This window comes from Hyunsoonleella sp. J2K-J805 (genome assembly GCF_057167125.1).
The window spans coordinates 3,732,644-3,743,506 of the sequence record NZ_CM169901.1 but is presented as its reverse complement, the minus strand read 5'-3'; the positions used below and the strand labels follow the sequence as shown (position 1 = coordinate 3,743,506).

The following is a 10,863-nucleotide window of genomic DNA, read 5'->3' as shown; positions in this document are numbered from 1 at the left end:
GCTTATTTTCTTTTTATGATTTTTGATGTGGTAATAGTCACTGGTCCTAACAAACCTGATGGTAATAATTTATCGGTTGCTTTTTGAAAACCATAAACGCTAAATGTTTTGCGTGGTCCTTCTGGTAATGGTTTGTTATTTCTATACCACTCTGGCATTTTTTTAAACTTGCCTCTAAATTCGGAATCTCCAAAACCTGGACTTCCTCTTCTAACGTCATAACCCGTTTGATTTGGTAATTTTTCATCACCAATTAAACGATTTGTCCATTGGTTCGTCACTTGTATTTCTAATGAATTCTTGCCCTCTTCTAAAACGTATGTCACATTTAACGTATGAGGCGCTATCCAACTGACGCCAACATCTTTTCCGTTTACAAGTACTTTAGCAATCACATTTACTTTTCCTAAATTGAGTTGAAATTGCCTGTCGGATTGCAACATTCCTTTTTCAATAGTAAAGGTGGTTTTGTAAATCGCTGTACCAGAATAATGTTTGATTTGTTCTGTGTCGTGTGTTGTCCAATCAAACAATTTATCGGTTTGTATGGTGGCTTTATAAAAGTCTTGTTCCCTAAAATTGATATCCCAATTGCCTTTAATTTCTAAAGGATTAGGAATATCGTTTACTTCAATATTCCAATTTTCAGAATCATTTACTAAAGCTGTGTAGGTTCCATTTTTAAAAACCTCAGCTTGTAAATTATTATCGTCATCTAAACTAAATGCAGGTTTGGATACATTGTTAAATGGATTAAGCGTAATTCTTGGTTGTGCTGTTTCTGCCTCTTTAAAAACCACAAAAACAGATTCTTGAGGATGCATTTCAATGGAAATATCGGTTCTTCCATTTTTTGTAGTGTACTCCAACAACTTGATAATTTCTCCAGTTTCGGCATTCCATAATTCGGGTACTTTTCCTTCCACTAGAAAACTAAAATTTAGCGTTTCTGTTTCGGTTAGATTATGGTTATACACAAAATAAATATCTTCCTTTTCAGTGCGTCTGTGGTAGAAATTAAAATCGGGTTGGCCTTCTACAATCAAATCTTTCTGAATGTTATTTTCTTCAAAAATTTGCTCCCATTCGCCTGAACTATAGGTTCTTTTAATCGACCAAACTTCATTTACCAATGCATCAAACTCCTTTTGCATTGCTTCAGTTACAACAAAACCTCCCAATTTTTGAGGCTTTTTACCAACAATTAAAGCACCTTGTTGTGATAATTTATGAATACCTCTCAACGTTTCTAGATTAATCATATCGTTTCGTTGCAAAGACAAGGCATTGTACATAATACCATTAGGTAATTTCAGTTTCCCATCTTCAACTTTCAAACGATTGATAATCACATCAGCATTTACACAATCGTATTTGTACGATGCGGGTAATTTGGGTCGCATTTGTTTCGCATGTATCACATGACTCGGTGCTCTATCCCCAACAAAAACCAATACATCTAATACAGGATTCCCTTGACGTAACATGTATGAACCTCTAGCTAAATAATTGAGCCATTCTGGTCCTGCATTGTCCCACCAAGTTTGTGTACGGTCTATATGTGAGCCTACAAAACTCATACTCATACCTGGTTTTACATGGGTGTTGGATTGGTGTGCGAAACGATGAAACATGTATTCGTTAATCCCGTTTGTCCACTCATAATCGCCTTTTTGTTTGGCTAAAGCTGGATGGAAACTCCAATTTAATTTGGTACTCGTAAACGCTTCAGCAGAAATAACATTTTTGCCATAAATATGTGCTGAAGATACTGGTGCTCGTTTGTGATTATTAGGTTTCCCCAACCAAAATTCTCCCATGGGAATATCAGCACGTCGCCCCGCATCTAAACTGTTAAAAGGCCCCACAAATCCGTAAGGTTCCACATAAGATATTAAACCATCTTGATGACATAATTCTGTAAAATAATCGAAATAATTGGTTACCATTAAATCGCTTACCAACTGTTTCATATCCCAAAAAACGGATTCAATAGTAGCTTCATTTTCTATGTGTTTGCCTGCAAACAATGGTAAAAACGGAACAAAATCGTATTTAAAACGCTTTTCAAATAGTTGCTCCATATCGTCAGTCCAATTTTGTGGACCAACTTCGTAGCTATCAATTTCTACATACTGTAAAGCATTCGGTGCATCAATTTTGGCTTGCTTTACAAGTTTCCCAACAAAGGCATCATAATGTATTTTTAATGCTTTTTTACTGAATTTATCGACTTCAAGCCCTGTGCCTTCATCAGACGCTGGTTCGTTTGTCGCCCCTGAAGCCGTAAACCCAAAACGCATAATCGTCCAATTTCCTTTGGGTAGTGTTGCTCTCAGCACACCATCTGCATCCATTTGGTCACTTAACACAATGATGTCTTCTTTTTTAATATAAGCATTTGCATCTGCTTTTGTAATAGGGCGTCTATTTTTTCTGTATGACGTGTATTCCATTACATTTCCTAACACTGGACTTGCTAAAAGTTGCATCTCATAAATACCCGCATCCATTTCGGTTTTTATTCTAAAATAACGCGCTGTAATAGGTTTAAAACTTTCATAGAAATAACATTCGTCTTTCCCTATACGCTCTTCCTTAGGCTTGTGCGCTACTGTAAAATTAATACCATCATTTGATTTTAATAAGGTAAACCTTCCTTTTCGTTTATTGATAAAAACATTCATGGAACGTATAGTGTGTGGTTTCCTATAATCGTATTGCACCCATTGGTCCGCCTTTAAATCTGCATAAGTATTGGTTTGTTTATCTGTGGCTAAAGCTAAAGTAAACCCTTTATCTGAAGATGTGATTATGGGGTTTACACTGTCGTCAATCAGTTCCGTTTCTAAAGTGGGATACGCCACAACAGCAATATCCTTGTAAAAATTATGTCTTGCTGGTGGTTGTGGTAATTTTAAGTTAACCTGCTTACCTCCTTCTGCAATCACTTGACTATTAACAACAACTTTCATGGCATTTTCTGGGGTAACCCAAGGCCCGCCACTAGAGGTCCAACCATCACAATTATGAACCCCAAAACTCAAACCTAGCTTTTCACATTCTTTGGCCGCATGTGTTAAAATATCTCGATGTTCTTGAGAGTTGTATTTTACATCGCCTTCTGGTAAACCCATAGACACGTTAAACACTAAAACCCCACCAATACCAGCATCTTTTATGGCTTTTAAATCTTTAGTAAATCCTTCTTTTGATGCATTACCACTATTGATATGATACCATGTTCTGGGTTTGGTGTTTTGTGGTGGATTTTTAAAGCCTTTTTCAAGACTGACTTTGTTTTCTGAATTGCTGTTAACGTTCTGATTTTGGCAAGAAGTCAAAATTGAAATCAAACAGAATAATAACACCATCTGTTTTATGCTAAAATTGAAATTAACTTTCATTTATTTACTATTTCTATTACAACTAAACCTAAATAACAAAATATTTAGTACCAATAAAACTGCAATTACATATACAAACGTCATATCTATTACTTAAAATTAATCTATAAACAATTCATCAATATAAGGTCCACTTTCTCCTGTGGTTTCTAACTTTATATTATTTGCTCCAGCTTTTAACGTAATTATAGTTGGAACAAACTTCCATTCCTTTTCCCAACCACCCGTAGCCTTAAACTCTAGAGTTCTAATGTACTCGTCATTTACATACAATTTCATAGGGTGTAGTTTACCTGTGTTGTTATGCATGTATCTAAAACGTATACTATAATCCCCTTGTTCGCCATCGTTTTCTTGATACCAAGTAATTGCGCCCTCACCGCCTTTAAAATCTACAAAACCAGTGCCTTTAAAACGGCGTGCTTCTCGACTTGGTTTTGCGCTACCCTCAAGAACACCTTCCTCTGCTGAAATATTTACGCCACGACCAATCCACATATCAGCAGAATGCTCATCGCCCCAAAATAAGCCTTCGGTCTTGCCAAAAGTTTCTTCCATTTTTAAAACTACCTTACCGTTTTGTTTTACTATGGCTTTCACAGTTGTTCCGTCTGAAACTTCAAATGAAGACTTGTAAGGCAATCCGCTTACTTCTGGATTATCACCATTCGTGGTGTAAAAAATTTCTAAATCTGATTTCTTTAAATTGCCTAAAATTGAAATAACTTCAGCGTCAATTGTAATTTGGTTGGATAGAAATAATGCTTTATCACCTAGAATAGATGCCGTTATAATCGACGCTTCCTTAGCATTAGGCTGTGCTCTTAAAAACAATCTTGTTTTCCCAAAAAACAAAGCTCTAAAATCTGCCTTGGTTCTACTTGTAGGGTCTATTGGATTTCCGTTTTCCATAGACACTTTATTTACATCACCTTGAATATTATAGTAGATTTTATTTTCTCCGTAGGGGTATAAATTGTCGTTTTCATCTAAACTTTCTGATGTAATGATATAACTGGCTTCAAAACTATCTTCTGCATCAAGCCTTTCAATACTTGTTTTTAATTTTGATGGCTGCTTACTTGTACTAAAACTAGTGCGTTTTACTTCTTTTCCATCTATATATGCAACGGCTTCTAACTTACCTTCTTGATAAGGCACCATCCATTCGCATTGCATTTCGTTCCAAATAGTTTCTGGTTTATCTTTACCTAGAGATTTCCCGTTTAAAAACAATTCAACTTCATCGGCATTAGAATAGACCCAAACTGGTACTACCGTTCCTTTTTCCATTCTTGAATGCGTCCAATGTGGTAGCATGTGAATCATTGGCTCTTTTGTCCACTGACTTTTATAGAAATAGAACAAATCTTTTTTAAACCCTGCTACGTCTAGTGCGCCTCCCATAAATAAGTTAAAAGGTAGTCCGCCATGAACCAAACCGGCTTCACCATAATAATCGAAACCTGTCCAACGGAAATGTCCACTATGCCATGGCGTATCGCGCATGACTTCCCAATATTTTCTTGCAGAAACACGAACCGTTGCATTATCATAAGACGAATTGAAACGTTGTTTTCTGTTTCTCCAATTTTTTGGGTTAATGCCTTCGTAGAAGAAAATTTCTTTTTCGGTTAAATTAGGTAACTCATAAGTACCTGGTAATTCATTATCGCGCCACCAAGTTTGGGTTCGGTAATAACCTCTAGTCTGCCATGTGTGTGGCGCTTCGGTAGAAATAAAGGGCTTAGTTAATGTTTTACCCTCTATAAACGATTTAGTTTCAGAACCCCCATTCACCCCTTCGATATCCATATCTTCAGGATTTCCTGCACCTGAAGTAAACAATCGGGTTGGATCTAAACTTTTTCCAAATTTCACCATTTCTGGCGCCAAATCGCTATGAGTCTCATTCCCTAAACTCCAAACAAAAATACTTGCGTGATTTCTATCTCTTGTTATCCATTCTTCTACATCACGTTGCCACCACTCGTCAAAAGCTTGTTTGCCATAATCTTCGGGTGCTTTTTTATGCCAACCATCAAAAATTTCATCCATAACCAATAATCCAATTTCGTCACAGATATCATAAAACATAGGTGGTGTTGGATTATGTGAAGGACGAATGGCGTTAATACCCATATCCTTTAAACTCTGTAGTTTCCACCGTAACATAGGCTTAGTCCATGCGCCACCCACAGGACCTCCCTCCCAATGCTCGCAGGTACCTTTTAGCTTTACATTTTCTCCGTTTAGCCAAAAGCCTGTTTCAGTTTTCCATTCAACAGTTTTAAAACCGAAATTGGTTTCTACCTCATCTATTATTTTTTTACCATCTAAAATTTGAGTCACTGCTTTATATAAAACAGGAGTTTCTGGACTCCATAATTGTGGGTTTTTAACTTCTAATTGATAACTTGGATTTAAAACCGACAGTTTTTCACATTTACGCGTTAGTTCTTTTCCTTCTGGCGAAAATAATTTCACCTCATATTTTAGATTTTTGAAGTTACCATTAATTTCAGCATCAATATTTACAGTAGCATTTTGTTTTTCAATAATTGGTGTAGTTATAAAAATAGAATTTGGCTTAAAGTGTACCGGATTTACCTCGTTTAAGCTTACCGCCGCATAAATTCCACAAGGATGATACCAACGTGCTGAAGGCTCTAAGCTATTATCTACCCTAACGGCAACAGTATTCTCACCTTCCTTTAAGTGTTTTGAAATATCGTATCTAAAACTAATATAACCATACGGACGTTTGCCTAAATAATTACCATTTACCCAAACCTCACTATTCATATACACCCCATCAAAATTGATATAGGTAACTTTTGAAAGACTTCCTTTTGAAACCTGAAAACACTTTCTATACCAACCTATACCACCATCATGATAACCACCACCTTGACCTTGGTCGCCTCCTTTGCGCACCCCTTTTTCAAATGACCAATCGTGGGGAACATTTAGTATTTTCCATGAGCTGTCATCAATCTTTGTTTTAGAAAAATCAGTTTCATCAACATCTAAAATAAAACGCCAGTTGTTGTTAAAGTTAGTTGCAGTTCTTTGAGCATAACAAACGCCTATAGACAAGGAGAATACTATGAGTAACAGGGTATTTTTCATTAGTTTATTTCGAAATAATGTTTAGCTAAACAAACTTAACTTATACAAGGGGTAAAATAATCCTGTTCTATCCTGTTCTATTAATTATAAAATAAAGATTAGGCGAAAATTTAGGCTTCTTCATTTCTAAACTTTTTTGAAAATTCAGAAGGTGTTATTCCATATTTTTTTTGAAAACATTGACTAAAATATTTCGGTCTCTTAAAGCCAACTTGATAAGCTATTTCAGAAATATTTAATTTATTCAATTCTAGTAATTTTGAAGCATGATTAAGTCGTATTTCTTGAATAAAATCATTGGGCGTTGCATTTGCCCAAGCTTTAATTTTCGTAAAAAGCATGGAACGACTTACTCCTAATTCTTCAGAAAACTCGGCGATATTAAAATCTTGATTGGATATATTATTTTTTACAATTTTAAGAGCCTTCTCTAGCAATTGTTCGTCTAAAGATGTTAATGAAATATCTAATGCTTCAAAATTATCGTTTGAGGTAAACTTATCTTTTAAACGTTCCTTAAATTCTAATAAATTCTTAATTTTCAGATTAAACTCTTTAAGATTGAAAGGTTTACTTATATAATCGTCTGCGCCACTTTCCAAACCTTCAAATTTATATATAAGTGAAGAGCGAGATGTTAAGAGAATAACCGGAATATGACTTGTAGCAAGTGTTGTTTTTATTTTAGAACAAAGCTCTGTACCTACCATTTCTGGCATTATAACATCACTTACTATTAAATCTGGAAGATGCTTTATGGCTTTTTCTAGAGCTTCTTTTCCATTTCCTGCTTGTATAACATTATAATTTGGCTTTAGTATCTCTTTAATAAATGACCTTAAAACGGTATTATCTTCAACAACAAGAATCGTATATTTTTTTTGCTCTAGAATTAGATCTTCAGGGTTGTTATAAATATCAACACTAGGTATACTTATTTGAGTGGCATATTGAGATACGTCATCGCTCATCTTAAAATCTTTTAACAACTCACTTTCAGACAAGTGGTCGCTTCCTAATTTAAGTTTTACAGTAAAAACAGCCCCCTTTTCAGGTAAATTACGTACTGATATATTCCCATGATGTAGTTTGACTATATTATTAGCTATGGACAAACCTATGCCCGTACCTTGTCTAAACTCATCTTTTGTATTATGATTAGGTATCTCAAAAAAACGGTCGAAAATTTTATCTAAATATTGCTCAGGGATTCCTGGTCCAGAATCCTTAATTTCTATGATTACTTCATTGGTTTCTTTATAAACACAAACTTGAATTGAACCACCTTTTTCTGTATACTTAAATGCATTTGAAATTAAATTATAAAACACACGCTCCAATTTGTATCTATCATAAAACACATTGATTGTATCATTTGTGTTTATAAACTCGTACTTATATTTACCTGCTTTAGCGTGTTCAGAAAAAGACAAAAATATTTCTTGCAAAAACTTAACAATATTGCCCTCTGCAGCAGATAATTCTAGTTGATTGCTTTCTAATTTTCTAAAATCCATTAACCTATTAATAAGTCTTAATAGCCTATTTGTGCTACTTTCTATAACTTTAAGTTTCTTATAAGTTTTATTAGATCCAGAGTAATTTTCTATGATACTTTGAAGTGGTCCTAAAATTAAAGTTAACGGTGTTCTAAACTCGTGAGAGATATTAGTAAAAAACTGTAGTTTAGATGCGTTCAACTCTTCAATTCTTTTGCTTTCTATATACTCTAACTCTAACTTATTTTTTAATCTTGCCTTAGATTGTAACATCCAAGTAATACCATAAAAGAGCCCAAAAAGTAAAAGAAAATAAATAGCATAAGCCCACCAGGTTTTCCAAGGCGCTGGATGAATTGTTATATTAAGCTCAGTTATTTTATTATTCCAAACACCATCATAACCAGCAGCTTTGACTTGAAACGTATAAGTACCTGCATTTTGTAAGGTATAAAATGCTTCGGTTTGCTTTGTATACAACCAATTATTATCTAACCCTTTGAGCCTATATGCGTATTGATTATTCTTGGTATTGATATAATTAGGTAAAGCATAGTTTATAGAAAAACTAGCATTATTATGGGGTAAAACAATTTCCTTAGAATAACTTATATTTTTTAATATGCTTTCATTTTTATTTAAAGCATCTGTTTCATTGTTTTTTATTTTAAGGTAAGATAAAATTACCCTTGGCATGTTTTTTAATGTAACAATATTATCTGGCTCAAAAGTTATTACACCTTGCTTTGCTCCAAAATAAAATTTATTGTTTTCTTTAAGAGCGGCATTTACTCTAAAATCGTTATCCTGAGCTATGGTTTGTTGATTATAAATTATGCTCTCTTGTTTTAATGGATCATACTTAACAATACCCTTATCTGTACTTAGCCAAAGTAACCCCTTCTTGTTCTCTAAAATTGCATTGACTGTGAAAATTCTATTTTTAGCAGAAACAATTACACTTTCGTATTTCTTATCTTTTGTGAATTTATAAAGCCCTCTTGTTCTGGAACCTACCCAGACTACTCCTTTTTTATCTTTATGTATTGAAACAATATCTAACCTACTGGAGTCTACTATGGTTGGATAATTTGATATTTTAAAATTTCCTTTCTGTTTTGCCTCTAAAAAACTTAAATGATCTGAACCAACAACAATTAAGTTTTTTTTGTCTTTATAAATAACTTTAACGTAACTACTTTTTAACTGACGTGAATTGAAAACCCGCATTTTTTTCTGTTTGATTTCGTATTTAATCAAACCTCTGCCTATGGTTGCTATCCATACATTATTACCAAATCCTTTTTTAATATCTAAAACAGATACATCTTTTAAAAAATTTCTCAGCTTAGGGGAAAGATAGTTTTTAAGCTCTTTTTTTGATTGCAAATCATAAATCTTAATACCATTTTTCATTGCTCCAATCCAGAGTAAATTTCCATCTCTGTATAAAGTCTTAATAGGATAAACTGTTGTTTTTATTTGATTTTGAACATCAAAAACTTTTGTTACTATACCACTACTATCTATTTTATTTAAATCTCCTCCCTCTGTACCGTAGTAAATATTTTTTTCATTATCTGAAGCTATACAATTGGCAATGTTATTGAAGGTCCTGGAATTTTTAAATCTTTTAAAGTTCTGATTAAATTTGTGCCAAGTCATAACACCAATATCTTGGGTACCTATCCAAATTGAACCATTATTATCTTTATATATTTTTTTGAAATGGTTTTTTACACTTCCAATATCTTCGTAAACACTACTATTAACAGTAATTATTTCTTTTGAAGGTGTTACGATAAAAAGGCCAGTAGTTGTAGCTAACCAAAGATTTTTTTCCTCATCTTTATATAAATCTTTAATTTCTATATTTTTAAAAAAATTCAATTCTTCTGGACAACTGAATTTCTTTGTTTTTTTTTCGAATAATAAAAACCCGTGATACTTTGTTGCTAGTGCTAAGATACCTGGTTCTACCTCTAATATTTTGTATATAAAAAACCGCTTTTTCAAATTGTTTAAGCGGTATTCTTGATATTTAAATTTCCCTTCTTTACTCCTATCTACTTGTATAATTCCATTAAAAGTAGCCAACCAAACGGTGTTTTTCTTATCTACATATATATCTAAAAACAGTGTGCGTTTTTTTCTGTTTTTTAGAAACCTTATAAAACTGTCTTGTTTCTTTATATAAATAGAAATACCATCTTCTGTTCCAAACCATATATTTCCATTTTTCATTTCGAAACTGGTAAAAATCCTATCTCCACTTAATGAATTTTTATCAGATGTTTTGAAATATCTTTTAAATTTATCTTTTTGTGGTTCATATTTATTTAAACCGTTATAAGTTCCTATCCATAAATTCCCTTCCTTATCTTCTAGAATATTACGAACATCGTTGCTGCTTATTGTTGATTTATCTTCTGGAGTGTTTCTGTAGACAACAAACTCTTCTCCATTAAATTTATTTAGACCATTATTTGTAGCTAACCAGATTTGCCCCAGTTTATCCTGCTTTATATAATTTACAGTACTGCTTGATAAACCATCAGATAAATTAAAATTTTTGAAATTAAAATCACTAACCTGAGATTGTAAAAAACCAATCTGAAATAAAAAAAAACAATAAAATATACTGCGTTTCATTTGTAGCTTATATAACCTAAAGTACAATTTAAAAAATGTTTTAGAGTTCTCGGTAATTTATTCCCAAAATGAATAGACGAAGCATTATATTCTGAAAATACTCCCTTCATATTTTCCTTTTTATTATGGTTAAGATTTTATTCCTGTAGTAAAAGGGTTAAATAAGAAAGGGA

At 33.2% G+C, this 10,863-nt stretch carries 3 protein-coding genes; all 3 read right to left on the bottom strand.

Annotated features, from left to right (window positions below):
• Nucleotides 1-2 precede the first annotated feature (2 nt).
• Nucleotides 3-3,407, bottom strand: a complete 3,405-nt coding sequence (locus AC1B0Z_RS16215; RefSeq protein WP_483793279.1) for a glycosyl hydrolase — start codon at nucleotides 3,405-3,407, stop codon at nucleotides 3-5.
• Nucleotides 3,408-3,506: 99 nt separating this feature from the next.
• Nucleotides 3,507-6,539, bottom strand: a complete 3,033-nt coding sequence (locus tag AC1B0Z_RS16210; RefSeq protein WP_483793278.1) for a DUF4982 domain-containing protein — start codon at nucleotides 6,537-6,539, stop codon at nucleotides 3,507-3,509.
• 110 nt (nucleotides 6,540-6,649) lie between these two features.
• The gene (locus tag AC1B0Z_RS16205; RefSeq protein ID WP_483793276.1) at nucleotides 6,650-10,690 is read right to left on the bottom strand and encodes a hybrid sensor histidine kinase/response regulator transcription factor; all 4,041 of its coding nucleotides are present in this window, start codon (nucleotides 10,688-10,690) and stop codon (nucleotides 6,650-6,652) included.
• Nucleotides 10,691-10,863 lie beyond the last annotated feature (173 nt).

Coding starts and splice junctions, on each gene's coding strand:
- AC1B0Z_RS16210 (WP_483793278.1), bottom strand. CDS start 6,539: ATGAAAAATACCCTGTTACTCATAGTATTCTCCTTGTCTATAGGCGTT.
- AC1B0Z_RS16215 (WP_483793279.1), bottom strand. CDS start 3,407: ATGAAAGTTAATTTCAATTTTAGCATAAAACAGATGGTGTTATTATTC.
- AC1B0Z_RS16205 (WP_483793276.1), bottom strand. CDS start 10,690: ATGAAACGCAGTATATTTTATTGTTTTTTTTTATTTCAGATTGGTTTT.